Raw genomic sequence first — 25329 nt, 5'->3', positions numbered from 1 at the left:
AGAGCCTCGTTGACTCCCCTCGCCCCCGCACCCAGCGGAGCGCAGGCCGGCGTTCCGGCCTCATGCCGGGAGTGAAGGCCCCGGATTCCGGTGGATGCCTTCTCCGGCGGGAGTCAGGGGTGTGATCAGCGGGTCAGGAAGGCGAGGATGCGCCGGTTGACCTCCTCCGGCTTCTCGGCGAGGAGATGGTGGCCGGCGCCTTCGATCATCGCGCCGTCCGATCCCGGCGGCAGCATGGCGACGATGTCGGCGAGCGTCGCCTCGTCGACCACGGGGTCCTCGGTTCCGTGGAGGTACAGAGTGGGCTGGGAAGGCAGCTTGTCCAGCACGCTGACCATCTCCCATTGCGAGGTGCCGAATGTTGCGGCCGGGAAGTTCTGCCGGTAGAGCTCCAGGCCGAGGTGGAGCCTCTCCGGCGTGTCGAGCCCCTCCTTCATCGCCTTGCGGTCCTCTGTGGAGTCGTAGCCGGGGACGTTCCCCGTCCAGTGGTCCCAGAGCCAGTCGAGGTAGGCGAGGTCGTTGGCCGCGACGAGCTGGTCGGCTATGGCCATCTGGAAGAAATAGAAGTGGACGTACCGCTCGATCCTGGCGGGATCCGCGCTGTTGCGGTCGTAGAACTCCAAGGGCGGGACATCGTTGACGACGACCTTGGCCCACCGCTCGGGTGCGGCCGCGGCCGCACCCCAGGTGGTGAACCCGCCCCAGTCGTGCCCGATCAGGACGGCGTCGGAGCCGCCGCCGAGCGCCTCGTGCAGGCCGTTGGCGTCGGCGATCAGGTCGGGGAGGCGCATGCTGCCGTCCGGCGGTATCTGGGACGGGGCGAACCCTCGCATCGTGGGGACCACGGCGTGGTATCCCGCCTCGGCCAGAGCGGGCATGAGGTACCGGTAGAGCCTGGGTGTGTCGAAGCCGTGCAGCATCAGGGCGAGCGGCCCTTCTCCTGCTTCGACGTAGGCCAGGTCCAGGCCGTTGACGGTGATCCGCTTGTGTTCCATCTCCATCTCCAGCTCCTCGCATCGAGAACTTCTAGAAAGAACGTTCTAACTAGTCGGAAGCTAGCACGGTGCCCATGCGGCCACAAGCTAGAACGAACGATCTATCCAGAAACCTTCGAAGGCGCCGAACTCGCCGCACGGGTCTTCAGGAGCGAGACGCCCTCGACTGTCGCCGGCGAGCACCTGGCCCGGCTCGTCGACTCCTGTGAGAGGTGCAGCCCCTCATCTCCGGGTGCGGCACGCTGGGCTCAGGAGGCCTCGAGGGAGTCGATCCAGGCGGTCAGGCGAGCGCCCTCATGTTCCATGACCTCCGGGTCTCGCAGGGCGTTGGTCAGCAGGGACATGCCCTGATAGGCGCCCACCAGGGTGAGAGCCATGCCCTTGGGATCCGGCTGACCTAGCTCGCGGAACTGGCCCTCCACCCAGGTCAGCAGGAGCCGGACAACCCTGCCCGCTTCGACGTCCAGGCCACCCTGATCGCGCTTTCCCAGCTCCGCGGCGAGAGTGCCGGTCGGGCAGCCGTAGCGGACGGCGAGGTCGCGCTGGCCCACCCAGCCCTCGATCAGGCCTTTGAGGCGCTCACGCGGATCCGGGAGCCGGCTCAGATGGCCGACGAGCAGGTTCAGGTGTCGCTCGTGCTCGGACAGTGCGGCGGCGACAAGTTCGTCCTTGGTCTTGAAGTAGTAGTACACGTTGCCCACGGGCACTTCGGCCGCGTGCGCGATATCGGCGATGGTGGTGCGCTCGGCGCCTCGTCGGTGCACGACGTCGGCCGCGGCTTCCATCAGTCGCTGCCGCTTCGCGCCGGCGACTCGCGCACGGGCGGGCTGCTTTGAGTGAGTCACCCGACTAACTATACGACCCGACTCGTGCTACGCTCCGCTGTATTAGTCAGTCGACTAACTAACAGGCTCTGATGCGAGGACCCCTTCATGATCGTTGTCACTGGTGCCACCGGAAATGTCGGCCGTACGCTCGTCCGCCTCCTGACCGAGCAGGGACACGAGGTGACCGCGGTCTCGCGCCGCATCACCCAGGCCGATGTCCCGCCCGGCGTGCGCGCCGCCGCCGCCGACCTCGCCCAGCCGGTCGCCGATCTGCCCGCCACGGCGGACGCGGTCTTCCTGCTCGTCGGTGGAGACCTCATGATGACCGGCGACCCCACCGCCGTCGTCGCTCCGTTCGCCGGCTACGGCAAGATCGTCCTGCTCTCCTCACAGGGTGTGGCCACCCGACCCGACTCTCTGTCACACGGACAGGCCTTCGCCGCCTACGAACAGGCCGTCATGAACTCCGGCACCGACTGGACCATCCTGCGCCCGGGCGGTTTCGCCTCCAACGCCTACGCCTGGGCTCCTTCGGTCAAGACGAGCCGCACCATCGCCGCGCCCTTCGGTCACGTCGGCCTCCCGGCCATCGACCCCGACGACATCGCGACCGTGGCGGCCGCCGTCCTGACCCGGCCCGGCCACACCAAGGCCAGCTACGAACTCACCGGCCCCGCCCCGACCACCCCGCTCCAGCGCGCCGCCGCCATCGCCGACGCCATCGGCGAGCAGGTCACCTTCATCGACCAGACCCGGGAGGAGGCCCGCGCCCAGATGCTCACCTTCATGCCCGCCCCGGTCGCCGACACCACCCTCGACATCATCGGCACCCCCACCCCACGCGAGCAGACCGTCAGCCCCGACGTCGAGAAGATCCTCGGCCGCCCCGCCACCACTTTCGCCGACTGGGCCAAGCGCAACGCCGCTGCCTTCGCCTGACCGACGGCGCCGGCGCGCATCGGGAAACCTACGGGCACTGACGGAGTGCTCGCTGTCCGGCGGGCAGGCCCGGCGGTGCGGGGGACCCGGGATTTCCGGCGTTCACACCCGTGACGTACCGTGCCCGCCATGAGCATGCCGCCACCGCCGAACCAGCCGCCGCAGAACCCCTACGGCGGTCCCGTCCCGCCCCCGCAGCAGCCGGGTCCCTACGGCCCGCCGCAGGGGTACCCCCAGCAGCCCGGTCCCTACGGCCCGCCGCACCAGGGCTACCCGCAGCAGCCCGGCGTCCCCCAGCAGTACCCGGGGCCCGGCGCGGGCGGCTGGGGACAGCCGCCCATGGGGCCGCCGCCGAAGAAGAAGCGGACCGGGCTGATCGTCGGGCTCGTCGTCGGCTGCCTGGCCGTCGTCGCCGGGCTCGGCTACGCGGGCAAGCTCGTCCTCGACGGTGCCGGCGTCACCGGCGACTTCCCGGAGGCGACGCACAAGCTCGTCGTGCCCAAGACGCTCCTGGACGGGAAGTTCACGCTCTCCAACGACGCCTCCGAGACCGAGGGCAAGGAGGTCGAGGACACCTACGACCCCACGGTCAAGGACCCCAAGGCGGCCATCGCCCAGTACACCGGCGCGGAGAGCTCCGTCCTCGTCGTCTCCGGCTTCCACGGCAGGATCAAGAACCCGTCCCTCACCCGCGCCTCGATCCTCTCCGGCGCGGCCAAGGACAAAGGCACCACGCTCGTGATCAAGCCCAAGGACTTCAAGCCGGCCGGCCACGACGTGACCGTCAGCTGCCAGGTCACCACCACCAAGGACGCCACCGGGACCGCGACCCTCCCCATGTGCGCCTGGGGCGACGAGAACACGGCCTCCTTCGTCGCCGTCGTCACCACCGAGTCGGCCACCGCCGACCCGTACGACGTCGACCTGGCCGAACTGGCCGAGACCACGGCGAAGGTCCGCGCCGAGATGCGCAAGCCGATCAACTAGGGCCTTAGCGGTTCGGCTCGGCGCGGAGCGCCTCCTCCATGACCGCGCGGGCGATCGGCGCCGCGCTGCCGCCGCCGCTGATCTCCGTACGCCTGGCCTCGGCGTCCTCGACGACGACCGCGACCGCCACCGCGGGCTGGGCCGCGTCCGCGGCCTGGGCCCAGGCGATGAACCAGGCGTACGGAGTGCCGGTGTTGCCCAGGCCGTGCTGCGCCGTGCCCGTCTTGCCGCCGACCGTGGCTCCCGGGATCGCCGCGTTGGCGCCCGTGCCCTCCTCGACCGCCCTGACCATCAGCCGCTGCAGCTGGGTCGCGGTCGAGGGGCGCATCGCCTGCCGGTAGCTGCGCCGGCCGGTCGTGTCGACCGTCCGGCCGCGCGCCGTCGTGGTCCGCTCGACCAGGTACGGGTGTGCGATCTCCCCGCTGTTGGCCACCGCCGCCGCCACCAGCGCCATCTGCAGCGGCGTCGCCGTCGTGTCGAACTGGCCGATGGACGAGAGCGCCAGCTGGTCGTCGCTCATCGCGCGGTCGAAGTTGGACCTGGCCACCCAGGACGGGATCGTCAGGCCGGTGTCGTTGAAGCCGAACCGCTCGACCGCGTCGACCATCCCGGTGAGCCCCACGTCCACCCCGAGCCCCGCCATCACGGTGTTGCACGACCACTGGAGCGCGTACGCCAGGGACGCGTTGCCGCAGCCGGTGGCCGCGTTGGGCAGCACCTGCCGGGTCCCGGGCAGGACGAACGGGTCGGGGGTGTCCGTCGGTGCCTCGACGTCCGTCACCGTGCCCGCGTCGAGGGCGGCGGCCGCCGTCACGATCTTGAACGTGGAGCCGGGCGGATACGTCTGCCGGATCGCCCGGTTCAGCATCGGCTGGCTGGGCGAGGTGTTCAGGCGGGCCCAGGCCCCCTTGACCCCGTCCCCCGTCCCCGACAGCTCACCCGGGTCGTACGAGGGCGAGGAGACCAGCGCCAGGATCCGGCCGCTCGACGGCTCGACGGCCGCCACCGCGCCCCGCTTCCCGGCCAGCCCCCTGTACGCGGCCTGCTGCATCGACGCCCGGATCGTCGTCACCACGTCGCCGCCCGACTGCCGGCCCCGGCTGAGGTCGTTCCAGAACGGGAACGGCGAGAGCAGCGGGCTCGTGCCCGCCAGGACGCCGTCCTCGGCGTGCTCCACGAACGTCGTGCCGTACGTCTGCGAGGCGAAGCCGGTCACCGGCGCGTACAACGGGCCCTGCTGGTACGTCCGTTCGTAGCGCAGCTGCTGGCCGCTGTCCCGCGATCCGGTCACCGGCCGCCCGTCGACCAGGATCTCGCCGCGCGGCTCGCCCCAACGGGAGATCGCGATACGCCGGTTGGCCGGGTTCTCGTCCAGCGACCCGGACTGCACGACCATCACCCGAGCCGCGTTGACGAGCAGGGCCACGAGCAGGACCAGGCAGAGCGCCGCCGCCCGCCGGATGTACGGGATCACCGGGCGTCCTCCACGATCGGCGCGACGACCCCGGTCTCGACCGGCTCCGGGCGGGGCGCCCGGGCCGAGTCGCTGACCCGGATCAGCAGCGCCACGATGATCCAGTTGGTCACGACGGACGAGCCGCCCTGCGCGAGGAACGGCATCGCCATGCCGGTCAGCGGGATCAGGCCCATCACCCCGCCCGCGATCACGAAGACCTGGAGGGCCAGGATCGAGGCGAGGCCGATCGCGAGCAGCCGCCCGAAGGGGTCGCGCAGGGCGAGCCCCGCGCGGTACCCCCGCGCGACGAGCAGCGCGTACAGCAGGAACAGGGCGGTGAGGCCGACCAGGCCCAGCTCCTCGCCGGCCGTCGCGAGGATGAAGTCGGACTTGGCGGCGAAGCCGATCAGGATCGAGTGCCCGAGGCCGAGACCCGTGCCGAGCATCCCGCCCGCCGCGAAGGAGAACAGCGACTGGGCGAGTTGGCTCGGCCCGTCGCCGGCCTCGATGGAGGCGTACGGGTTCAGCCAGTCCTCGACCCGGCTGTGCACATGCGGTTCGACCGAGCCGACCGCGAACGCCCCGACGCCCGCGAGGAGCAGCCCGACCGCGATCCAGCCGGTCCGGCCCGTGGCCACGTACAGCATGATCACGAAGAGGCCGAAGAAGAGCAGCGAGGTGCCGAGGTCCCGCTCCAGGACCAGCACGCCCACGCTCAGCAGCCAGATCGCCGCGATCGGCCCGAGCACCCGGCCGGTGGGCAGCTGGAGCCGCCAGATCCTGCGCCCGGTGTACGCCAGCGCGTTGCGGTTGGCCGCCAGATAGGCGGCGAAGAAGACCGCGAGCAGGATCTTCGCGAACTCGCCGGGCTGGAAGGAGAGTCCGCCGATCCGGATCCAGATCTTCGCCCCGTTGACCGCGGGGAAGAAGATCGGCAGGAGCATCAGGACGAGCGCGCTGGCCATCGAGAGGTACGCGTACCGCTGGAGCGTCCGGTGGTCGCGCAGCAGCACCACGACGGCGCCGAAGAGCGCCACCCCGAGCGCCGACCAGACCAGCTGCGCGAAGGCCGCCTGGTCCTTCGGGGTCTCCAGGTCGAGCCGGTAGATCAGCACCAGGCCGAGGCCGTTGAGCAGCACCGCGATCGGCAGCAGCAGCGGGTCGGCGTACGGCGCCCGGAACCGCACCGCGAGATGGGCGAGGAGCGCGAGCCCGCCGAGACCGGCCCCGTGGCGCAGCGCGTCCGGTGGCACGGCGCCGCTGTGGGCGAGGCCCACGTCGACATAGCCGAGGACGGAGAGCAGGACGGCGCAGACGAGGAGGGAGAGCTCCACGCCGCGGCGCTTCGGGGTGCGAACCCCGGGCGGGGGAGCGTCCGCCGTCGTTGCGGTCATGGACCGCAACGTAGCAAGCGATATGGCTTATATCCCTTATGTGTGACGGTGTGCCGTCACGCCACGCCCGTCCTGCCCGTCACGGCTCCGGTTCCTCGTCCGGTTCGGCGAGGCTCACGTACTCCGGCAGCGTCAGGCGCGCCTCCGCGCCGCCGTCCGGGGCGTTGGCGAAGACCAGCTCCGCGCCGATCACTTCGGCCTGCCCGGCAGCGATCGTGAGCCCGAGACCGTGCCCCTTGCCGCCGCTCTCGGTACGGAACCGCTGCGGACCCGTCGCCGGCAGGTACTCCGGGTATCCCGGGCCGTGGTCCCGCACGGTCACCACCGCGCCGTCCACGGTCAGCACCACCGGCGGGGCGCCGTGCCGGTGCGCGTTGGCGACGAGGTTGCCGAGGACCCGCTCCAGGCGCCGCCGGTCCGTCTCGACGGTCGCGTCGCGCACCACCCGCACGTCCGTCTCCGTGCCGGACGCGCGGACCACGCCCCGCGTGATCGCGGCGAGATCGTGCACGGCCAGGTCCACGGTCTCGTTGCGGGCGTCGAGCCGGGAGATCTCCAGGAGGTCCTCGGTCAGCGAGCGCATCGCCTTCACCCGGTCCCTGACCAGCTCCGACGGGCGCCCCTCCGGCAGGAGTTCGGCCGCCGCGGACAGGCCGGTCAGCGGGGTGCGCAGCTCGTGCGCCACGTCCGCGGTGAAGCGCTGCTCGGTCTGGAGCTTGCGCTGCAGCGAGGAGGCCATCGTGTCGAGGGCCCCGGAGACCGTGGCCACCTCGTCCTGCGGGCGCGCGGGGTCCTTGGTGCGCGGGTCGTCCACGCGCGCGTCGAGGTCGCCCGCGCTGATCCGCCGGGCCACCTGGGCGGTCAGGTGCAGTCGCCGGGTGACCCGGGTGACCGCGAACGCGCCCACGAGGAGCGTCGCCCCGATCGCGAGGACCGAGGAGCCCAGGATCGACCGGTCGAGCCCCTCGATGATCTCCTTGCCGGGGGAGTAGTCCACCCGCACGGCGAGCGCGCGGCCATCCGCCGGCGCCGCCGCCCACATCGTCGCCCGGCCCCGGTGGTCCTCGACCACCGTGCCCCGCTGGCCCTTCAGGGCCAGCGCGCGCAGCTCCTCGGGCAGGCCCTCGGGGTCGATCCCGGCGGCCCGGGGCAGCGGGTCGCCCGCCTCGTACGCACGGGAGGCGGCGCCGAGCCGGGTCAGGGCCCGCTCACGGAAGTCGTCCTCGGTCTGGCCCGCGACCGACACATGGACGAGGGCGCCGAGCAGCGCCGCCAGGGCGCAGCACATGACGGTGATGAAGACCGCCGACTTCCAGGTGAGCGTCGCGGTCCAGGCCGGGAGCCGGGGCCTGCGCCCGCGGCGGGCCGTCACGAGGGCTCCACGAAGGGGTCGTCGGAGCCCGAGCCGGAAGCGGTGGACGAGGCAGGGGGCTCGGGGGAGCCCGAGGGCCCGGGCACGCGTGAGGTGGCGGCCGGCGACGGGCGGGGCGTGGGCTCTACGAGCCGGGGCTCGGGCGCGGGCGGGGCGGACGGGCCCCGCGGCTTGACGCGGACGATCTCGTCCCGGGTCGGCAGCATCGCGCGCTGCTGCTCGTCCCAGGACCAGGCCGTGCGGTACTCGTACCCGGGGATGCCGGCCGAGGCGGCCCGCACGATCAGGTCGCGGCCGGCCAGCTCGACGCTGATCACCTGGTCGACGGTGGCCATGATCCGGGTCAGTCCGTGGTTCTCGGCGAGGTAGACCCGCACGCCGACCTGCTGGTCGGGCATGCGGATGCCGACGATCAGCTCGTCACGGCCGTTGCCGGTCAGGTCCCGGTAGTACGCCCGCAGGACCGGGCACTTCCCGGGCTCCTGCGGGCACCGGCCGATCTGCCGGGCCGTCTCCTCGTACATGCCGTCCGCGCCGGAGTACGTGTCCGGGTGGGCGTTCACCTCGGCCCGGACCACGGCGACGGCGTCGACGCGGCGGACGTCGTTGTCGGGGACGTCGATGCCGGGCACGGACTGGGTGTCGGTCTCGCCGTAGTCGAGCGGCGGCTCGGTGGCCGGGGGCAGCTCGGGCCAGAGCCGTACGGGGCCGATGGCGGTGGGGGTGGCCCCCGCGCTCTTCAGCTGCCCCTCGGTGCCGCAGCCGGACAGCACGAACGGCGCCGCCACGGCCAGGGCCACGGCGGCGACGAACCGCAGTCCGCGCTGTCCCACTCCGCTCCTCGTAGGTCCGCTCTCCGTGACCCGCTACTGCACGAGGTCGGCGAAGAGGATGATGTTGTCGGTGCGATGGCCGTCCTCGATCGGTCCGCCGCAGGTGATCAGCCGCAGCTCGGGACGGTCGGTCTTCCCATAGACCTTATTCGTAGGGAAGTCCTTTTTGTCGACCTGCTCGATCGCGCGGACCTCGAAGACGGCGGTGGAGCCGTCCGCGCGGCCGACCTCGATCAGGTCCCCGGCGCGCACCTTCGCGACGTCGCGCAGGAGCGCCGGGCCCTTCGCCGTGTCGTAGTGCGCGACCAGGACGGCGGGCCCCTTCTCGCCCGGCGTCACCCCTCCTGTGTACCAGCCCGCCTGTCCGGCCCGGTCGACGGAGGGCACCTGGAGGCCGCCCTCGGCGTCCAGGCCGAGCCGCAGCACCGGCGAGGTGTCCACACCCGCCGCGGGCACGACGAGCCGCGTCGGCTCCGAGGGTGCCATCGGCGGCGCCTCGTGCCGCGACGGGGCCACCGAGACGTTCGTCACGGAGACATCCGGGGCGACGGGTCCCGGAGCGGCGCCCGCGACGGTCGAGCAGGCGAGGAGGCCGCCGCCGAGGGCCAGCGCGAGCCCGGAACCGGCGAACAGCCGCCGGCGCCGGCGCGGGCGGTCGGTGACGGCGGGGCGCATGAACGGCATGGACGGCTCCGGATCCTCGCGGCGACTGCTGATGGATTCGAAGCTAAATGTCCGCTATTGCGGCCTTGTAACAGTGGGCCGTAGGCCCCGCGACGAAGTCGTCACAGGCCCGGGCCCCCAGGGTCAGGGCCTACGGCCGGTCCATGCGGTCGAGCGCCGCCCGGCAGAAGGTCAGCAGCTTCTCGTCCTCGTGGACGTCATGGCTGTTGTAGCCGCTCTCGCGCACGTTGTGCCGCCGCTTGCGGTCCAGCTCCGCGCGGATCACCCCGCGCGCCTCCCGCGCCGCGGGCCCCATCTCCGCCAGGCACTCCGCGATGTCCACGCGCGCGTACCGGTTCTCCTCCCAGGCGTCGAGCAGCACCGGCAGCGCGGTTTCCGCGTCGCCCGACACCCGCCACAGGGCCGCCGCGCTGCGCACCCGTACCCACAGGTCCCGGCAGGCGAGACCGGGGAGCAGGGCCGGCCCGCTGCGCGCCGCCGCCGGGCCGATCACGCCGAGCGCCCGGGCCGCCGCGCACCGGTCGGGCGCCGTCGCGTCGGGACCCAGCCAGCCCGTCAGCGTCGGCAGCACGGCCTCCCGGTCGCCCTCGACCGACCAGAGCGTCAGCGCCGCCTGCGCCGAGACCGCCGCCGCCTCGCTCTCGAGCAGCGCCCGCGCGTCCGGGATCACCGCCCGCGCGGCGGGCCCGAAGGCCGCCATCGCGGTCAGCGCCGCCTCCTGCACCCAGTCCCGCCGGTTCGCCGGTGCCCCGCGCAGCACCCGCAGCACCTCGGGCACCGCCTGCACGCCCCGGACCGAGGCCAGCGCGAACAGCAGCGGCGCCGCGTGCTCGTACAGCCGGTCGTCCAGATCGACCCGGGCCAGCCTGCGGCGCAGCAGCGGCGCGAGCGGCGCGGCGGCCGGACCCAGGGTGGGCACCGCGTACAGCAGGTCCCGCCGCACGTCCGGCTCCACCAGCGCCCGGGCGAGCGGCGGTACGGCCCGGGCGTCCCCGGACCGGGCGAGCGCCAGGAGCGCCCTGGCCCGGCCGTCCGGACCGCCGGGCGGGCCGTCGGGCCGCTCGGCCCACTCCGGCCGCTCGGGTCTGTCGGGGCGGCGGGCGAGGCGCGCGGCGAGGGCGTCCGTCGCGGGCCCCGTCAGCTCGAAGAGGCCTTCGAGGAACGAGGTGGCGGCGTCGCGCAGCCTCGGCTCGGGGTCGGCGAGCTGCGCCCCGACCAGCCGTACGACCTCCTCGTACCGACCGCGCCAGACCCGTATCAGCCCCCCGCACAGCCAGATCGCGTCAAGACGCTGGCAGCGGTCGGGGCTGCGGAGCTGGGCGAGGATCAGCGCGGTCCGCTCCTCGACCCGGTCGTCGAGCGCGGTGTGCAGGGTCCGCAGCAGTTCGTCGGTCCACGGGGTCGGGCGGCCGGTCGAGCGCTCCTCGAACAGCTCGCGGACCTGCCCCGCCGCCGTGCCCGGCCGGGCGTCCGGCTCCGGCGGCGCAGTCCGCACCTCGTCCAGGAGCCCCGTCACCCGCTCCACCACGTCGTCCGGCACCTCGGCCGGCGCGCACCGCGCCAGCTGGGCGAGGGCCGCGAGCCGAAGCCCGGGCGACTGGGCCGCGCGGGTCAGCCAGCCCAGCCATTCGACGGTCTCGTCCCGCAGCGACTCGTGCCGCCGCGCGATCCGCCCGACGGCCTCCACCAGGGCGAGCCGCACCTCCGTGTCGCGCTCGACCGTCAGCCGCTCCCGCAGCAGGGTCAGCACCCGGGCCGGGTCGGGGTGGAGCGAGGCGAGCGCGCACGGCGCCGCGAGCCGGACCTCCGGATCCGGGTCGCCGACGAGCCCGAGGAAGACGTCGGCGCCGGCCGCGACGGCGGACGCCGCCATCGCGTAGTTCGCCGCGGGAATGAACTCCTCGTCGTCCATGTCGAGTTCGTCGAGTTCCTCCTCGCCGCTCAGATCGATGCCGCCGACGCTGGTGAGCAACTCCACGATGCCGCCCCGGTCCTGGACCTCGGGATCGGCGACGAGTTCGAGCAGGAAGGGGATGCAGGCGAGCGTCGAGTCGTACACGTCGCCCTGGTGGTGCACGGCCCCGTACATCCCGTCGAGGGCCAGTTCGCGTTCGGAGGGGTCGGACGAGGCGAGTCCGCGCAGCATCCCCGGTACATCGTCGGCAGGGCCGTAAGCATGCCCCAGCGAGGCCCAGTCGACCTCCTCGATCCCCGTCAGCATGCGGCCGCCGCCTTCCCCGTGAGCTGTACCAGGACGCAAGTGTGCACCACCGCACCGTGAACCAGGACCCGCTGACCGGACGCGGTCTCGGAAGGGCCCTCGGGACGCTCGGATTGCGCCATCCACGGGAAGGGCGCCCGGAGTTGCCCGCGGCAACCGCTATCCGTCGGACCGTACGCGGACGAAGCGGGCGGTCTCCTGCCGCCCCGACAGCTGCCTCAGCTCGACCGGCAGCGGCTCCGCGAGCAGCCGTACGGGACCGTGCTCGGGGTCGTCGACGGCCGCCCCGAGCCGCCCCGCCGCCAGCGCGGCGACCTCGCGGGCCTGCGTCGGAGTGAGCTTGGGCGAGGTCGTCACCGTACGGTCGTCGGGCAGCCGGACCACCAGCGCCCTGGGCCGGTCCACCGGGCCGACCAGGCCGAGGAGCAGGCCGTCGAGGGTGTCCGCGTGCCGCACCTTCCGCCAGGACCACGTCTCGCCCGCCCGGTACGGCGAGCGCAGCGCCTTCGCCACGATCCCCTCCACGCCCACCGCCCGCAGCTCGCGGAACCAGTCCCGCGCGGTCTCCTCGTCCGGGGTCGCGAGGACGCGCTGCACGGGCGGACCGATCTCCTCCAGGGCGGTGCCGAGCAGCCGCCAGCGCTCGGCGAGCGGCAGGGGCCTGACGTCCCGGCCGGGGACGGCGAGCACGTCGAAGGCGATGTACGAGACCGGGACGCCCGACCGTCTGCGGTCGGCGGCCGAGCGCAGCAGATCGGTGAAGCTCAGCCGCCCGTCCCGGTACGCGCACAGCTCCCCGTCCAGGACGAGCCCGGCCGGAAGCCGGTCGCCCAGATGGGCCGCGATCTCGGGGAACTCCGGGGCGAGGTCCCGGTGCGAGCGCGACTGGAGCACGACCCTGCGGTCCTCCAGGACGAAGGCCAGGGCGCGGAATCCGTCCAGCTTGAGGGAGTACTGGAAGCCCCCGGGGATGCTCCCCTGCGCCGGGATCTCGTCGGCGGGACGGGGCCGCATCACGTCCACGGGCGGCCGCAGGACGGGTCCGCTCGCCGGGGTGGGGGCCGGGGTCGGGGTCATGGCAGGGCACCGGCCCGGGCCGGGTCGAGGAGCGGGCCGAGCAGCTCCCCGTACCGCTCCAGACGTGGCGCGATGTCGTCCATCAGAAGCACGAGCCGTTCGGGCGCGTCGCACGCCTCGACCTCCTCCCACGTCACGGGGGCGGAGACGGCCGGCAGGGGGCGGGCGCGCAGGGTGTAGGGGGTCGCGGTGGTCTTGGCCGCCGCGTTCTGGCTGAAGTCGACGAAGACCTTCCCGGGCCGCAGGGCCTTCGCCATCCGGTGGACGACGAGCGCGGGGTGGTCCGCCTCGGCCCGGACGGCCAGCTCCTTCGCGTACGCCGAGACCGTCTCGGACGGGGTCGGCTCCAGCGGGACGAGCAGGTGCAGGCCCTTCGCGCCGGAGGTCTTGGCGAAGGCCTCCAGGCCGTCCGCCGCGAGCCGCTCGCGCAGCCAGAGGGCCACCCGGCAGCACTCCACGACGGTGGCGGGCGGCCCGGGGTCCAGGTCGAGGACGAGGCGGTCGGCGACGGCGGGGGACTCGGCCCGCCACTGCGGGGTGTGGAACTCCACGACCAGGTTCGCGGCCCACATCAGCGAGGCGAGGTCCTGGATCACGACCTGCCGGGCGCGCGGCTCGTCGGAGCGGGGGACCGGGGTGGTCTTCACCCAGGCGGGCGTGCCGGGCGGCGGGTTCTTGGTGAAGAAGAGCTGCCCCTCGGGGCCGTCCGGATAGCGCAGGAAGGACACCGGCCGGTCGCGCAGATGGGGCAGGATCGCGGCCCCGACGGTGGCGTAGTAGTGCAGCAGCTCGCCCTTGGTGGTGCCGGTGGCCGGGTGGAGGACCTTGTCCAGATTGCTCAGCGGGAGGCGCCGCCCCTCCACCTCCGTGATCGGCGTCATACGATGAGAATCCCACGAATCCGGAAGTGTCGTGCGAAAGGGATGAAACGTGCGATCCATATGGAACGGCGCCATTTCCTTCGGCCTGGTCAGCATCCCGATCAAGCTGGTCAACGCCACCGAGAGCCGGTCCGTGTCCTTCCGCCAGATCCACGCGGCCGACGGCGGCCGCATCCGCTACCGCAAGGTCTGCGAGCTGGACGGCGAGGAGGTCTCGCAGGCCGAGATCGGCAAGGCCTACGAGGAGTCCGACGGGACCATGATCCCGATCACGGACGAGGACCTGGCGGCGCTGCCGCTCCCGACGGCCAAGACGATCGAGATCGTGGCGTTCGTGCCGGCCGGGGAGATCGACCCGCTCCAGATGGACGCCGCGTACTACCTCTCCGCGAGCGGGGTGCCCGCCGCCAAGCCGTACATCCTGCTCCGCGAGGCGCTCAAGCGCAGCGACAAGGTGGCGGTCGCCAAGTACGCGCTGCGCGGGCGTGAGCGGCTCGGGATGCTCCGGGTCGTGGACGACGTGATCGCCATGCACGGGCTGCTCTGGCCGGACGAGATCCGGGCGCCCGAGGGCATCGCCCCGGAGACGCCCGTCCAGGTCAGGGACGCGGAACTCGACCTGGCGGACGCCCTGATGGCCACCCTCGGCGAGGTCGACATCGGCACCCTGCACGACGACTACCGGGAGGCGGTCGAGCAGATGATCGCCGCCAAGGCGGAGGGCGGCGCGGCGGTCGCGCCCCCGGAGCCGGAGGCCGAGGGCGGCGGCCAGGTCATCGACCTGATGGCGGCCCTGGAGAGCAGTGTCCGGGCGGCGAAGGAGGCGCGCGGGGAGAGCGGCGACGTCGCCGAGGTCACCGCGCTCGCGCCCCGCAAGAGCGCGCCGGGCACCCCGAAGGAGACGGGCGCGCGGAAGTCCACGGCGAAGACGGCCGCGAAGAAGACGGCCGCCCCGGCCCGCAAGTCGACGGCGAAGAAGTCCGCCGCGAAGTCCACCGTCAAGACGACGGCGAAGTCCACCGCGAAGAAGACCACGGCCAGGACCGCGGCCGCGGAGAAGGCGGCGGCGAAGAAGGCCTCGACGCCCGCCAAGAAGGCGGCGCCGCGCAAGCGTTCGGCCTGAGCGGCATCCCACCCCCTAGGACGTGACCAGCTCCCGCAAGGACGACTTCATCGCCGCGACGAAGGCCTCCCGCTCCGCCTCCCCGGCCAGGTCGAGCGAGAGGTACGGATTGAGGTCCTCCAGCTCCACGAGCAGCAGCTCGCCGTCCGGCGCCCGGCACGCGTCCACCCGCTGGATCCCGTGGGCCAGGTCGTTCCAGTCCACGAACCGCTGCGCGAACTCCAGGTCGGCGAGGGTCGGTTCGTACCGCTGAAGGACCCAACGGGCCTCCGGGTCGGGCGCGTACAGCGCGTACTGGAAGGCGGCGCCGACGAAGTAGAACGAGACCTCGTACGTGAAGGGGATCCGCGGCTGTACGAGCATCCCCGCCGGGTCCACCTCCCCGAGCCGGGACCGCTCCACGAACCGCAGGCCCACCGAATCCGCCCCCAGCAGCGGCTTCACGACGTACTCCGCAGCCTCCGGAAGCCGGTCGAACTCCTCACGGCGGCCCGCCGTCGGAATGACCGGAAATCCCTCCCTCGACAGCCGCAGGAGGTAGTCCTTTCCGGCCATGTCTCCCTTTCCGGTCAGGGAGTTGAAGACCCGCACCCCGCTCTCCCGCGCCGCGCGCGTGAACGCGTCGTACGCCTCCTGGTAGTGCAGTACGGGCCCGCTGTTGCGGACGACCACGGCGTCGAAGCGGTGCATCAGCCCGGCCGCGTCCAGCGGATGGCAGAGCGCGACCTCGAACTCCTCGCGCAGCCGCCCCGAGAGCCAGATGTCCTCGTCGCAGTAGCGGCGCCCACGCGCCTGGTAGCCGAGGTCGGTGACGTAGAGAAGCGTTGCCATGTGTTGTCCCATCTGCGCCCGGGTTGGCCGGTTCGCCAAAGATTACGTGACGGAAACGCCGACGTTTCGACTTGCTAGTTCACCCGTCCCGCCGCCTAACGTGGGCGAACACCGGTGCGAGCGCCGGTGCGTGGAGCGATTCCGCGACCGGGGGCCGACCATCCCCGGCGCGGCCGGTGCGCGGTGGGACCCGTCATGGACCGCCCGCATCGCAGAAAGGTGAGGGCGACAGCATGCACTACCGGATCCTCGGACCGGTGCGGGTATGGCGGGGGGACACCGAGCTGGCCCTGGGACCGCCGAAGCAACAGGCACTGCTGGCCCTGCTGTTGGCCAGGGCGGGGCAGCTGCTGACCCAGCGGGAGGTGATCGACGCCCTGTGGGAGGAGCCGCCGGGCAGCGCGGTCAACGTGGTCCACCGCCATGTCGGGGCGCTCCGCAGACTCCTGGAGCCCGAGCTGCCCAGCCGGGCGGACGCCCGCAGGCTGCTCCGGGGCGCGGGCGGCTACCGCCTGCCGGTCGGCCCGGGCGAGCTCGACCTGCTGCGCTTCCGGTCCCTGCGCGAGGAGGCCCGGCGGGCCACGGCCGCGGGGGACCGCGCGCGGGGTGTCGACCTGCTCGTCGACGCGCTCGGCCTGTGGAGCGGGCCCGCCGGCACAGGACTGGCCCCGAGGGTCGCCGCGCACCCGCTCTTCACCGCGCTGAACCACGAGTACCTGGCCGCGGTGAAGGAGGCCGCCGACGCCGCCCTGGCGACGGACCACGTCCACGGCGAGCGCGTCCTCGTGCTGCTCCACGAGGCGGGCCACCACTACCCGTTCGACGAGGCCCTGCACGCCCGGCTCGTCACCGTGCTCGCCGCGCTCGGCCGGCAGGCCGAGGCCCTGGCCGTCCACGAGTCGGTCCGCGCCCGGCTCGCGGGGGAGCTCGGCGTCGACCCGGGCCCCGAGCTGCGCGCCGCGCAGGAGCGGGTCCTCCGCCAGGCGGTCCCGGTGTCCCTGGCGATGCGCGTGCGCGTGCCGGAGTCGGGGCCTGTGGTGGCCTCGCAGCCCGTTTCCGCCCCGCAGCCCGCCCCCGTGGCCGCCCCGCAGCTCCTCCCGGCCCAGCTGCCCCCCGACATCGCCACCTTCGCCGGCCGGCGGACCGAGTTGGAGGTCTCCGGGGTGCTGCCCGCCGCGGCCACGCGCCCGGAGAGCGCTCTCGGCGCCACCGCGACCCCGGGCGGCGCGACCCCTGCCGCCGCCACCCCTGCCCCCGGCATCGCCGCGATCAGCGGGATGGCCGGAGTCGGCAAGACCACGCTCGCCGTCCACTGGGCCCACCAGGTGGCCGACCGCTTCCCCGACGGCCAGCTCTTCGTGAACCTCCGCGGCTTCCACCCCACGATGGCCCCGCTCGCCGCCCCCGACGTCATGCGCGAGATCGTCTCCGCGCTCGGGGTCCCGCCCCGACGTGTCCCCGACACCCCCGAGGCCCTTCCGGCCTTCTACCGCAGCCTGCTCGCCTCCCGCAGGCTCCTGATCCTGCTCGACAACGCCCGCGACTCCGAACAGGTGCGCCCGCTGCTCCCCGGCGCGCCCGGCTGTCTGACGCTCATCACGAGCCGGCACCGCCTCGACGGTCTCCTCGCCACCCACACCGTGCGCTTCCTCGGTCTCGAGGTGCTCTCCCTCGCCGAGGGCGTCGAGTTCCTGGCCCGGCGCCTCGGCGCGGAGCGGGTCGCCGCCGAGCCCGCGGCGGCCGAGGACATCGTGGAGCTCTGCGGCCACCTGCCGCTCGCCCTCGCCATCGTCGCCGCCCGCGCCCTGCTCAACCCGCGGTTCGCGCTGGAGGCGATCGCCGGCGAACTGCGCGTCACCCGGGGCAGTCTGGACGCCTTCACCAGCAGCGACGCCCAGGTGGACGCGCGTAGCGTCTTCTCCTGGTCCTGCCGCGGCCTGAGCGAACCCGCCAAACTCCTGTTCCGGCTGATCGGCGGCGCGCACGCGGGCCCGGAGCTCTCCGTGGCCGCCGCGGCGAGCCTGGCGGGGGTTCGGGCCAGGGACGCGCGCGTCCGGTTGGGCGAACTCCTCGACAGCGGACTGCTGACGGAGGACGAGCCCGGCCGCTTCTCCTGCCACGAGCTGCTGCGGGCGTTCGCCAAGGAGCTGAGCTTCGCCCGGGACGACGAGGAGACGCGGGCCAGGGCCCGGCGCCGGCTGTTCGAGCACTATCTGCACAGCGCCCACGCGGCCGACGCGCTCCTCGCCCCGTACCGCGACCGTGTGCCGTTGCCGCCGCCGGGCGAGGGCGTCGTACCGGAGGAGCCGGCCACCGAGCGGCAGGCCGCGCAGTGGCTGTACCGGCAGCGGCAGGTGCTCCTGGCCGCCGTCGACGGGGCGGCGGCCCTGGGCGGCGGCGAAAGGGACGGCCTGTGCTGGCGGCTCGCCGCGACCCTGGAGCTCTTCCTCGACCGGGCCGGCCGCTGGGGCGAGCAACGGGTGATCCAGGAGCTGGCGTTGAGCTCCGCCCGGTCGGACCGTGACCTCACGGGCGAGGCCTACGCGCTGCGCGCGCTGGGGTTCGCGTACTGCCGCCTCGGCCGGCCCGCGGAGTCCCGCGAGACGCTGACCCGGGCCCTCAACCGCTTCGCCGGCGCGGGCGACCCGAACGGGCAGGCGACCGCGCACCGCAGCCTGGCGTTCCTCAGCAACGGCCTGGGGGAGCACACGCAGGCCCTGGAGCACTACCGGCTGGCGTCCGCGCTCTACGACAGATCGGGCCACCGCACGGGAACGGCGGCCGTGCTCAACGAGATCGGCTGGACCCACATCCTCACCGGCCGCTACGAGCAGGCCCTGGACGACTGCGGGAAGGCCGTGGTCCTGCACCAGGAGAACGGGAACCGCAACGGCGAGGCGGCGGCCTGGGACAGCGTGGGCGTCGCCCGGCACCACCGCGGCGAGTTCGGCGAGGCCCTCGTCGCGTACGGCCGGGCCCTCGACCTCTACCGGGCCGTCGGCGACCTCAGCCTCCAGGCCGACACCCTCGCGCACATCGGCGACAGCCACGAGGGTGCCGGAGAGCCGGCGGCCGCGACGGCCGCCTGGAGCGAAGCCGCCGCGCTCTTCGAGCACTTGGGGCACCCCGACGCCCGGCAGCTGCGCGAGCGGCTCGCGCGCCTGCCGGAGCCCGGGTCCGGCGGCGACGGCGGCCTCTCCGGCGGCGACCTGACCGGCGGTGTCCGATGACGCGCCGGAGCCGGCCGGTGACGCCCCCGGGGAGCGTCACTTTTTCGGCACTGCGACCTGCCTACCCTGCTGCCCCGAACCGACCAGGGAAGCAGGACGAACGTGCCGTGGCCACCGCAGGGTTCACGCCACGACGATCTCCGTGGCGCCGACCGCTGCGCAGGTCAGGACGTCGGTTTCCGGTCGACTGCGTGGTCCAGGCCTTCTCGTGGCCCTTACCTCGAACAAAACTTCCCTCACTGCTGTTTCTACGGTCGGAGGTCGCGGAGCACCCCGCTGACGTTCAGCACTTCGTGGCAGTCCGACGCCTGCTTCCCGGTGGCCGGGGTGCCCGGCTTCGCGCAGGTCACCTCGGCGGTGACGGTGGCGTTCTCCGGGATCTCGATGGGGGTGACCCAGTGGTAGTCCTGGTTGCGGAACGTCTCCAGCGCGATCGTGGTGATCTTCCGGTCTCCGAAGGAGAACGTGATGATGCCCTCGTCGCCCTGGAAGTTGGCCACGACCACGTCGGTGATCCCGAAGACCTTGCCCGCGGGCACCTGGTACGTGCCCACCTTCTTGGCACCGGTGCCCGTCTTGATGTCGATCGTCGCCGAACTCTGCTGACCGCCACCCGTGCCGCCAGGACCCGAACCGGAGCCCGAGCCGCCGGACCCGCCGTCGCCCTGCCCGCCGGAACCCTGCTCCCCACCGGGGGCGGGGGTCGGCTTGGGCTTGGCCTTCTCGGCCTCCTGCTGCTTCGCGCTCTCCTCCTTCTGCGCGGCGGTCGCGGCCTCCTTCGCGGCGCTGCGCACCGCAGGACGGACCAGCGCGAACCAGGCGACCAGCAGCGCCATCAGGATCGCGAGCAGGATCAGCAGCCACTTCGGCAGGATCGGCAGCTGGACGAACTCGCCCTCGACGACGGCGGGTGCGTCGGCCGGCGGGGCGGGCACGTCGTCCGGAGCACCGTCGGTCTTCGGCGAGGCACCGGCCTCCGTGCCGGCGTCGGCGACCTCGACCTGGAAGGGCCAGCTCACCGGCTCGCCGAACCAGATCAGCGAGCGGACCGAGGCCTTCAGGCCGACCTCCGCGGACTCGCCCGGTTCCAGGCGGCGCCTGCTCGGGGTGGCCTTGAGGCTCAGCTCCTCACCGGCCTGCCGGCCGGACAGCGCCAGCGACACCGGGGTGTTGCCCAGGTTGCGCAGGGCCATCCGGTACCGCCCGCCGCGCCAGCCGCGCCGCCGGCGGGGCCGCAGCTCCTGCTGGAGCTCCCGGAACGCCTCCACGCGCACCGTGGTCTCCGGGACCACCACGTTCTCCGGGTGCTCCACGGGCAGTACCCGCACACCGAGCGGCTTCTCACCGGCCCGGACGTCGGAGGAACGCGGCGGCGCCAGCTTGACCGTCACCGTCTCGGACGTGCCGGGATACAGCGAGACACGGGCCGGTTCGACGGTGGTCCAGGCGGCGCATTCGCCGACCACCGTGAACGTGTACGCCTCGACGATGTCGCTGTCGTTGCGGACGTTCAGAGTGGTCGTCGCCTCGCCACCGGGCGAGACCGTCACGGTCGGCATATCGAGTTCGGCAGAAGTCGTCACGCTCCGGAACCTAGGTCGCCAACTGGCCCTTCTCCAGGGGCGTGAGGGCCAACGACCGGGCAGCGCGACTGCCCCCAAGGACCATCGGCGCGGGACACGCGCCACATCACAACCAGCCGCCGACCGCACCAGAACCGGTCGGCGGACGACGAGAAAACGGGTGGGAACCATGACGAATCATGATCAGTGCGATACGAGGGTCTCGGTCTCGGTCTACGCCGAGGACCTGATCCTGCAGGCGGGCATCGTCGAACAGCTGCGGCGGCGGCCCGAGGTGCAACTGCTGCCCGAGGCCGAGGCCGACAAGGCCAGGGCGACCCTGGTCGTGGTGGACACGGTCGACGACTCCACCGTGCAGCTGCTGCGCCGCCTCCAGCGCAACACCGCCACGAGCACCGGACTCGTCGTCGGACGGTTCGAGGCCGGGGCGCTCCAGACGATGATCGAGTGCTCCGTCGCCGCCGTACTGCGCCGCTCCGAGGCCGACCAGGACCGGCTCGTCCACCTGGTCACCGCGCTCGCCAAGGGCGAGGGCGTGCTCCCGGGCGACCTGCTCGGCAAGCTCCTGGCCCATGTCAGCAGCCTCCAGCGGACCGTGCTCGACCCGCGCGGCCTGACCCTCTCCACCCTCACCACCCGTGAGGCCGACATGCTCCGCCTGGTCTCCGAGGGTTTCGACACCGTCGAGATCGCGCAGAAGACCTCGTACTCCGAACGGACCGTCAAGAACGTGCTGCACGAGGTCACCACCCGGCTCAACCTGCGCAACCGCGCCCACGCGGTGGGCTACGCCATGCGGCACGGACTCATATGACCCCCGCGGGGTCGCGCGCGGCCTCCGCGCGGACTCGGTCGGCACCCGGGCGGACCCGTACGACTCCCGCAGGTGCCCGAAAGAGCAGCGGACGTTTCCCCCGGTGCGGGTACTCGCGGCCTGTCGCGACCCGCCCGGGGCTGTGACGCTCGATCACGGTGAACCGTTCTCAGACTGCGAGGTGGACGTGACCGGCACCCCAGGCCCGGCGGGCCGTACCCGGGTGGGAAGACTGGCCGTCGCCGTGGCGGTGATCGTGCCCCTCCTCGCGGTGAGTTCACCGCAGGCAGCGACCCCCGCCGCCGCGCCCGTCCGCGCGGCGGCGGCCGCGGCCGACACCGGCCGCATCGTCTACGCGGGCACCGAGCACCGCTCGATCGGCCGCGTCACCGGCGACCCGGCCACGGCCGCCCCGCTGCTCGGCGCGGGCCCAGCCCACTACGACACCGAGGCCTACGCCCGTGGCGACCAGGTCGTCTTCACCAGCCTCCGCGACAGCAAGCGGCCCCAGGTGTACCTGCGGGACGCGGCGGGCGGCATCCGCAAGCTGACCTCCGACCGGGACGCGGCCAACCCCGAACTCACCCCGGACGGGCGGTCCGTGGTCTTCGACTCGGCCGAACCCGGCATCGGCGGAACCCAGCGCGACCTGTGGATCGTCGGCACGGACGGCAGCGGTGAGCGCCGCCTCACCGACTCCCCGCGCCGGAACGAGACCGCGCCCACCGTCTCGCCCGAGGGCGCCAGGATCGCGTACGTCAGCGACGCCGACCCGCTGCGCGGCCGGCAGATCTACCGGCGTGCCCTCGACGGCGGAGCGTACGAGCGGATCAGCGACGCCCCGGCCGGCACCGCCGACGACCCCGCCTGGAACCCCGTCGACGACACCGTCAACCGCGACCTCGTCGCCTACACCCACACCGCCGCGCCCGGCACCGACCCGAGCGGCCCCCGGCTGCGGGTGACCTCGGGGCCGGGCGCCGACGGCCCGCTGCTCTCCGGCGAACAGGCCGGCTGGAACACCCGGCAGGCCGCCTGGCAGCCCGACGGCGACACCATCCTCTTCCTCAGCATCAACGGGCCCTGCGGCTGCACCAACCCGTACGAGACCGTCTACCGCGCCGTCGCGCACTCCACGACCACGGCGCAGTCCCTCCTCTACGAGGACCGGGCCGTCGACTCGCCGACCTGGCTCGGCCCGCAGAACGGCGGCTCCGTCCTCGTCACCCGCACCACCGCGGAGGCCCGCAACCACGCGTACCTCCAGGACATCCGGCCCGACGGCACCGACCCCCGCGATCTCGGCGTCAAGATCCTCCGTGAGGACCCGGCCGCCCGGACGAACACCGACCCGGCGGCCGACCCGCTCTTCAACCCGGCCAGGACCTACGACCCCTGGACCGAGCGGCAGAGCTACACCCCCGACGGCCGGCGGATCGTCGTCTCCCGCTTCCAGGGCGACCCCGAGACCGGCCGGATCGAGCAGATCTGGCTGACCGACGCCGACGGCTCGAACCCGAAGGTCGTGCCGCTCGCCGGGCGCGGCGACAAGGACTGGGACACCGACCCGGCCTTCTCGCCCGACGGCAGGTTCCTCGCCTTCACCCGCACCTCGCCCGGCGGCGTCGGCCAGGCCTCCGGACCCGGCCGCATCCTCGTCGCCGACGCCACGACCGGCGCCCTCGTCGGCGAGGTGCGCCCGCCCGCGGGACAGACCGGCGGCGACGCCCAGCCGACCTGGTCCTCGGACGGCACCACCCTCGCCTTCACCCGCAACGCGGTCGTCGACGGCGTGGGCGGCAACAAGCACATCTGGACCGCGCCCGCGAACGACCTCGGCCGCCAGCGGAACCTGAGCACCGAACTCTGCCCGGGCACCTGCCAGGTGATCGACGACAGCCCCGCGTTCTCGCCCGACGGCAAGCGCCTCGCCTTCAACCGCAAGGACGGCGGCGGCCGCGTCAACGAGCGCAACAGCGTCCTGCTGACCGACCTCGCCGACGGCCGCTGCCAGGTCCTCCTGCCGGCCGGCCGCTCCGGCGACGCCGACGGCTGCAGGCAGCAGGTCCCCGACACCTCCGCCACCGGGCCCTACCAGCCGCGAGACGTGGCCTGGTCGCCGGACGCGAGCCGGCTCGTCTTCAGCTCCCGCCGCGACCTCGCCCCCAACTCTCCCGAAGCCCTGTCCACGGTCGAGGTCGCCACGGGTGCCGTGACGTCCCTGACCGGTGCCCTCGCGGGCCGCCAGAAGGAGCCCGCGTACCAGCAGTCCGTCGACCTGACGGTGACCGCGCCGCCCACCGCGGACCCGGTGACCGAGGGCGAGACCGGCACGGTGACCGTGACCGTCACCAACCAGGGCCCCTCCGCCTCGCCCGGCACCACCTTCACGGCCGCCGTGCCCCCGGGGGTCCGCGTCGACGGGCTGACCCCGTCGAAGGGGCGGTGCGCGCCCGGCTCCCCGCAGTGCGAACTCGGCGTCCTCACCCCCGGCGAGAGCGTCACCGTCACCGTGCGGCTCACCGGCGTGACCCCCGGCGACCGGGTCGTCGACTGGTCCGTCACGGGCGCCGTCATCGACCGCAGCCCGACCGACAACGCCACCCGCACCCTCGTCCCCGTCGAGGCCGCCCCGCTGCCGCCGACCCCGACCCCGTCCACCCCGACGCCGACGACACCCACGCCGACGCCGGCCCCGCCGAAGCCCACTCCGGCGCCGCCCGCCCCGAAGGCAGGGCCCGCGCTCACCATCACCGCCCAGCCCGAACCGGGCTACGTCGGCGGCCGTGTGGTCCTCACGTACACCGTCCGCAACGGCCGGGAAGCGCTCGCCACCGGACTGTCCCTGCGGCTCGGCCTGCCGCCCGGCATCCCCGCCGGGAAGGCCCCGGCCGGCTGCGTGAACAATGTGTGCGCCCTCGGCGACCTCGCCCCCGGAGCCTCCACCGTCGTCACGATCGTCCTGTCCCCGAACAAGGCGCTGACGACGACCGCCACCGGCCGGCTCACCACCTCCGGCACCGACGCCGACCCGAGGGACAACGCCGACCGGCAGCGGATCAGGATCCTCCAGCCGAGGATCGTGGCCGTCCCCGCCATCGGCAAGCCCGGCTTCGTGACCTCCGTCCGCGGCAAGGACTTCCCGCCCGGCACCCCGGTCACGCTGTCCTGGAAGCCCGGCATCACCGCCGCGGCCGTCCCCACCGTCCCCAAGGCCGACGGCACCTTCATCGCCCAGCTCCTGATCCTCGCCAAGGACCAGACCGGCCCGCGTGTCATCACCGCGAAGGGCGCCGGGTTCTCCCCGGTCACCACGCCCTTCCTGGTCGTCACCGGCAACGTCGCCCCGCCCGACGAGGTGGCCCGCCGGTGATCCACGAAGTCGACGAGGGGCTGCGGCTGCTGCTCACCGAGTCCGGCCTGACCGACAGCGGGGTCGACCTGGTCTTCGACCCGCCCACCCGCGAATGGGCGGCCCGCCGCAACGCCCCGACCATCAGCGTCTTCCTGTACGACATCAGGGAGGACATCGAGCGGCGGCGGACCGGCAGGCTGGAGGAGTACGACGACACCGGGCGGATCGTCGCCTACCGCACCCCGCCCCGCTGGTTCGACCTGACCTACCTGGTCACGGCCTGGACCAACCGGCCGCAGGACGAGCACCGGCTGCTCTCCGAGGTGCTGCGCTGCATGGCCCGTACGGACGTGCTGCCCGCCCGGCTGCGCACCGGCACCCTCGCCGAACTGGGCCTCGCCGTACCCCTGGAGGTGGCCGGCGGCGCCCAGCAGGGCCGCTCGGCCGGCGACGTGTGGTCCGCCCTCGGCGGCGAGCTGAAGGCCGCGATCGACCTGCGGGTGCTCGCCCCGCTGGCGGGCGAACTCGTCGACGCCGCGCCACCGGTCACCGAGGGCCTGGAGGTCCGGGTCGGCCCGGCCACCGGCGACGACACCCCGACCGGGCAGCCCCCCGGCCGGCGCCTCCGCTACGACGGCGCAGGCGACCCCGGCGGGCAGGGCTTCGCCGCCGCCCGCGAGAAGCCCGCGCCGACCCGCCGCCACCGGGGGCCGGTGCGGTGATCAAG

General features: G+C 73.4%; 19 protein-coding genes. 7 read left to right on the top strand and 12 right to left on the bottom strand.

All coding sequences use genetic code 11. The annotated features are described in order from the left end of the window. Positions 1–125: 125 nt before the first annotated feature. Both ACF09C_RS17770 and ACF09C_RS17765 read right to left on the bottom strand, forming a co-directional pair. Complete coding sequence (locus ACF09C_RS17770) at positions 126–1001, bottom strand: alpha/beta fold hydrolase (RefSeq protein ID WP_392092345.1); 876 nt, start codon at positions 999–1001, stop codon at positions 126–128. 242 nt (positions 1002–1243) lie between these two features. Continuing rightward, positions 1244–1780, bottom strand: coding sequence for a TetR/AcrR family transcriptional regulator (locus tag ACF09C_RS17765; RefSeq protein WP_392092412.1), 537 nt, complete (start codon positions 1778–1780; stop codon positions 1244–1246). A 147-nt stretch (positions 1781–1927) separates the two neighbouring features. On the opposite strand from ACF09C_RS17765, the gene ACF09C_RS17760 reads away from it, so the two are divergent. Further along, complete coding sequence (locus ACF09C_RS17760) at positions 1928–2761, top strand: NAD(P)H-binding protein (protein ID WP_392092344.1); 834 nt, start codon at positions 1928–1930, stop codon at positions 2759–2761. 129 nt (positions 2762–2890) lie between these two features. Further along, positions 2891–3748 carry a hypothetical protein gene (locus tag ACF09C_RS17755; protein ID WP_392092343.1) on the top strand — a complete coding sequence of 286 codons (858 nt, stop codon included), beginning with the start codon at positions 2891–2893 and terminating at the stop codon, positions 3746–3748. Positions 3749–3752: 4 nt separating this feature from the next. On the opposite strand, the gene ACF09C_RS17750 is transcribed toward ACF09C_RS17755, so the two are convergent. From ACF09C_RS17750 to ligD, 8 genes are all read right to left on the bottom strand, one after another. Continuing rightward, complete coding sequence (locus ACF09C_RS17750; protein ID WP_392092342.1) at positions 3753–5222, bottom strand: penicillin-binding transpeptidase domain-containing protein; 1470 nt, start codon at positions 5220–5222, stop codon at positions 3753–3755. Next, entirely contained in the window at positions 5219–6598 is a 1380-nt protein-coding gene (locus ACF09C_RS17745) for an FtsW/RodA/SpoVE family cell cycle protein (RefSeq protein ID WP_392092341.1), read from the bottom strand. The genes ACF09C_RS17750 and ACF09C_RS17745 overlap by 4 nt, the downstream gene beginning before the upstream one ends. A 79-nt stretch (positions 6599–6677) precedes the next feature. Further along, a complete protein-coding gene (locus ACF09C_RS17740; RefSeq protein WP_392092340.1) occupies positions 6678–7970 on the bottom strand; it encodes an ATP-binding protein in 1293 nt (430 codons plus the stop codon). After that, complete coding sequence (locus ACF09C_RS17735) at positions 7967–8803, bottom strand: hypothetical protein (protein ID WP_392092339.1); 837 nt, start codon at positions 8801–8803, stop codon at positions 7967–7969. Before ACF09C_RS17735 ends, ACF09C_RS17740 begins: the two co-directional genes overlap by 4 nt. Positions 8804–8836: 33 nt before the next feature. Continuing rightward, on the bottom strand, positions 8837–9478 hold the full coding sequence (locus tag ACF09C_RS17730) for a class F sortase (RefSeq protein ID WP_392092411.1): 642 nt from the start codon (positions 9476–9478) through the stop codon (positions 8837–8839). Between the two features lie 139 nt (positions 9479–9617). Then, positions 9618–11708, bottom strand: a complete 2091-nt coding sequence (locus ACF09C_RS17725; RefSeq protein WP_392092338.1) for a HEAT repeat domain-containing protein — start codon at positions 11706–11708, stop codon at positions 9618–9620. Positions 11709–11867: 159 nt separating this feature from the next. Beyond that, positions 11868–12785, bottom strand: coding sequence for a DNA ligase (locus ACF09C_RS17720; RefSeq protein ID WP_392092337.1), 918 nt, complete (start codon positions 12783–12785; stop codon positions 11868–11870). Then, on the bottom strand, positions 12782–13666 hold the full coding sequence (gene ligD, locus ACF09C_RS17715) for a non-homologous end-joining DNA ligase (protein ID WP_392092336.1): 885 nt from the start codon (positions 13664–13666) through the stop codon (positions 12782–12784). The genes ACF09C_RS17720 and ligD overlap by 4 nt, the downstream gene beginning before the upstream one ends. Before the next feature lie 49 nt (positions 13667–13715). Here ligD and ACF09C_RS17710 point away from each other — a divergent pair, with 49 nt between their 5' ends. Continuing rightward, positions 13716–14789: a Ku protein gene (locus ACF09C_RS17710; protein WP_392092335.1), complete on the top strand. Its 1074-nt coding sequence runs from the start codon at positions 13716–13718 to the stop codon at positions 14787–14789. 15 nt (positions 14790–14804) lie between these two features. Here the strand turns inward: ACF09C_RS17710 and ACF09C_RS17705 are convergent, their stop codons facing one another. Then, the gene (locus ACF09C_RS17705) at positions 14805–15620 is read right to left on the bottom strand and encodes a hypothetical protein (RefSeq protein ID WP_392092334.1); all 816 of its coding nucleotides are present in this window, start codon (positions 15618–15620) and stop codon (positions 14805–14807) included. 233 nt (positions 15621–15853) lie between these two features. Here ACF09C_RS17705 and ACF09C_RS17700 point away from each other — a divergent pair, with 233 nt between their 5' ends. After that, a complete protein-coding gene (locus tag ACF09C_RS17700) occupies positions 15854–18850 on the top strand; it encodes a BTAD domain-containing putative transcriptional regulator (protein WP_392092333.1) in 2997 nt (998 codons plus the stop codon). Between the two features lie 248 nt (positions 18851–19098). On the opposite strand, the gene ACF09C_RS17695 is transcribed toward ACF09C_RS17700, so the two are convergent. Then, entirely contained in the window at positions 19099–20409 is a 1311-nt protein-coding gene (locus ACF09C_RS17695) for a hydrolytic protein (protein WP_392092410.1), read from the bottom strand. 184 nt (positions 20410–20593) lie between these two features. Between ACF09C_RS17695 and ACF09C_RS17690 the strand changes: the two genes are divergently transcribed. From ACF09C_RS17690 to ACF09C_RS17680, 3 genes are all read left to right on the top strand, one after another. After that, a complete protein-coding gene (locus ACF09C_RS17690; protein ID WP_392092332.1) occupies positions 20594–21247 on the top strand; it encodes a response regulator transcription factor in 654 nt (217 codons plus the stop codon). A 187-nt stretch (positions 21248–21434) separates the two neighbouring features. Then, positions 21435–24620 carry a hypothetical protein gene (locus ACF09C_RS17685; protein ID WP_392092331.1) on the top strand — a complete coding sequence of 1062 codons (3186 nt, stop codon included), beginning with the start codon at positions 21435–21437 and terminating at the stop codon, positions 24618–24620. Beyond that, a complete protein-coding gene (locus ACF09C_RS17680) occupies positions 24617–25324 on the top strand; it encodes a DUF4255 domain-containing protein (RefSeq protein WP_392092330.1) in 708 nt (235 codons plus the stop codon). Before ACF09C_RS17685 ends, ACF09C_RS17680 begins: the two co-directional genes overlap by 4 nt. The last annotated feature ends 5 nt before the right edge of the window (positions 25325–25329 follow it).

It is taken from the genome of Streptomyces sp. NPDC014870 (genome assembly GCF_043081505.1).
Taxonomy (GTDB): domain Bacteria; phylum Actinomycetota; class Actinomycetes; order Streptomycetales; family Streptomycetaceae; genus Streptomyces.
This window is presented reverse-complemented; position numbering and strand designations above follow the sequence as displayed.

Bases quoted from the DNA above. Each gene is read 5' to 3' on its own strand.
- ACF09C_RS17765 (WP_392092412.1), bottom strand. From the start codon at position 1,780: ATGGAAGCCGCGGCCGACGTCGTGCACCGACGAGGCGCCGAGCGCACC.
- ACF09C_RS17730 (WP_392092411.1), bottom strand. From the start codon at position 9,478: ATGCGCCCCGCCGTCACCGACCGCCCGCGCCGGCGCCGGCGGCTGTTC.
- ACF09C_RS17760 (WP_392092344.1), top strand. From the start codon at position 1,928: ATGATCGTTGTCACTGGTGCCACCGGAAATGTCGGCCGTACGCTCGTC.
- ACF09C_RS17725 (WP_392092338.1), bottom strand. From the start codon at position 11,708: ATGCTGACGGGGATCGAGGAGGTCGACTGGGCCTCGCTGGGGCATGCT.
- ACF09C_RS17700 (WP_392092333.1), top strand. From the start codon at position 15,854: ATGCACTACCGGATCCTCGGACCGGTGCGGGTATGGCGGGGGGACACC.
- ACF09C_RS17705 (WP_392092334.1), bottom strand. From the start codon at position 15,620: ATGGCAACGCTTCTCTACGTCACCGACCTCGGCTACCAGGCGCGTGGG.
- ACF09C_RS17770 (WP_392092345.1), bottom strand. From the start codon at position 1,001: ATGGAGATGGAACACAAGCGGATCACCGTCAACGGCCTGGACCTGGCC.
- ACF09C_RS17755 (WP_392092343.1), top strand. From the start codon at position 2,891: ATGAGCATGCCGCCACCGCCGAACCAGCCGCCGCAGAACCCCTACGGC.
- ACF09C_RS17720 (WP_392092337.1), bottom strand. From the start codon at position 12,785: ATGACCCCGACCCCGGCCCCCACCCCGGCGAGCGGACCCGTCCTGCGG.
- ligD (WP_392092336.1), bottom strand. From the start codon at position 13,666: ATGACGCCGATCACGGAGGTGGAGGGGCGGCGCCTCCCGCTGAGCAAT.
- ACF09C_RS17745 (WP_392092341.1), bottom strand. From the start codon at position 6,598: ATGACCGCAACGACGGCGGACGCTCCCCCGCCCGGGGTTCGCACCCCG.
- ACF09C_RS17695 (WP_392092410.1), bottom strand. From the start codon at position 20,409: ATGCCGACCGTGACGGTCTCGCCCGGTGGCGAGGCGACGACCACTCTG.